The sequence below is a fragment of the Streptomyces sp. B1866 genome (assembly GCF_031932565.1).
GTDB lineage: Bacteria > Actinomycetota > Actinomycetes > Streptomycetales > Streptomycetaceae > Streptomyces.
This window is the reverse complement of record NZ_JAVSCF010000508.1, coordinates 1-1,423: the sequence shown is the minus strand read 5'-3', so window position 1 is coordinate 1,423 and position 1,423 is coordinate 1. Positions and strand designations below refer to the sequence as shown.

Sequence of the window (1,423 nt, the reverse complement as noted above, 5' to 3'; positions counted from 1 at the left end):
CGCCCGCCCCCGCCGGGCCGCCGCCCGCCCAGCCGCCGTCGCACGGCCCCGGCCCCGGGCAGGGGCACCACCCCGGGCACGACCCCCGGCACGACCCGGGGCACCCGCCTGCGCACGGCCACGCGCACACGCACGCGCACGGCCACAGCCACGGGCCCGCCGCGCCCGTCTCCGCGCACCTGCGCAAGGTCATCGCGGCCGTCCTCGTCCCCTTCGCCGCCGCCGTCGTCGTCGGCCTCGTCGTGCTGTGGCCCGGCGGCGCCCCGCACCACGCCCACCAGCGCAGCGGCCTCGGCTTCGACCAGCAGACCGTCGCCGGGCGCGTCGTGGCCGTCGACAAGGTCGACTGCGCCGACGTCAACGCCCAGCCGCAGGGCCCCGGCCCCGGAAGCGGCTCGGGCGACGGCGACCCGGCCGCGCCCCCGCCGCCCACCGGCCCCTGCGAGAAGACCACGGTCGAGGTCGCCTCGGGCAAGGACAAGGGCCACCGGTTCACCACGATCGTGCAGCCGGACGCCACCCACCGCTACCACTCCGGCCAGCGCCTGAAGCTGGCGTACGCGCCCCAGGCCCCCCGCGACCTCCAGTACTCGATCTCCGACGTCGACCGGCACATCCCCGTGGCCGTACTCGCCGCCCTGTTCGCGCTCGTCGTGGTGGCCGTCGGGCGGCTGCGCGGCCTGTTCGCGCTGGTCGCGCTCGCGGTCAGCTTCGGCGTGCTGACGCTGTTCATCCTCCCGGCGATCCTGCACGGCTCGAACCCGCTGCTCGTCGCGATCGTCGGCGGCGGCGCCATCATGCTGACAGCCCTGTACTCCTGCCACGGGCTGACGGCCCGTACGTCCGTCGCCGTGCTCGGCACCCTGCTGTCGCTGCTGCTCATCGGCCTGCTCGGCTCGCTGTTCACCGCCTGGGCGGGGCTGACCGGCGACACCGACGACCAGACCGGGCTCGTGCACGGCCTCTACCCGGGCATCGAGATACGGGGCCTGCTGCTCGCGGGCATCGTGATCGGCTCGCTCGGCGTGCTGGACGACGTGACGGTCACCCAGACGTCGGCGGTGTGGGAGCTGCGCGAGGCCGACCCGGGCGCGAGTTGGCGGACGCTGTACGCGGCGGCGATGCGCATCGGCCGCGACCACATCGCGTCCGTGGTGAACACGCTGGTGATGGCGTACGCGGGCGCCGCGCTGCCGCTGCTGCTGCTGTTCTCGATCGCGGACAGCGGGGTGGGGACGGTGGCGACGAGCGAGATCGTCGCGGAGGAGATCGTCCGGACCCTCGTCGGCAGCATCGGGCTCGTCGCCTCGGTGCCGGTGACCACGGCGCTCGCGGCCCTGGTGGTGTCCGCGGACCGCGCGCCGGGGGGCGGCGGGGTCCGCGGGGAGCGCGTTCCGGCGCCGCGCGCGGGCCGTGGCGGGCG

At 76.2% G+C, this 1,423-nt stretch carries 1 protein-coding gene; it reads left to right on the top strand.

Features of this window, described 5'->3' with window-relative positions; genetic code table 11:
- A partial coding sequence (locus RKE29_RS29840; RefSeq protein ID WP_312008838.1) for a YibE/F family protein occupies window positions 1-1,423 on the top strand: 1,423 nt, incomplete at both ends.